This window comes from Nocardioides abyssi (genome assembly GCF_030412915.1).
In the GTDB taxonomy this organism is placed as follows: domain Bacteria; phylum Actinomycetota; class Actinomycetes; order Propionibacteriales; family Nocardioidaceae; genus Nocardioides; species Nocardioides abyssi.
In genome coordinates this window covers 1-275 of sequence record NZ_JAUHJR010000191.1, presented here as the reverse complement: position 1 = coordinate 275, position 275 = coordinate 1, and the positions used below count along the sequence as shown (strand labels likewise).

The following is a 275-nucleotide window of genomic DNA, read 5'->3' as shown; positions in this document are numbered from 1 at the left end:
AAAAATTCTGGACTAGAAAATTGAGCAAAAGCTCTGGACTTATTTTATTCCAACAGGCAGTAGAAGAACTGGAAGCGAAGGGAAAACAGGAAGATATAGAAAAATGGGTCAGAAATAACAGAGATCTGTTCTATAAGCTCAGTAGTGCTTATATGAAAAAAAGAGGCATGGAGAAAGCACTTATGGCATACATCATAGAGCAGCATCATCTGTGTGGTCCGGGAGCCAGAGACCCGTTTGCACTTCAGATGGAATGGCTTGTATCGGATCATTCT

1 protein-coding gene is annotated in these 275 nt (G+C 40.7%); it reads left to right on the top strand.

Features of this window, described 5'->3' with window-relative positions:
* The coding region (locus tag QWY29_RS21365; protein WP_300963060.1) for a hypothetical protein at window positions 1-275 on the top strand (275 nt) is incomplete at both ends.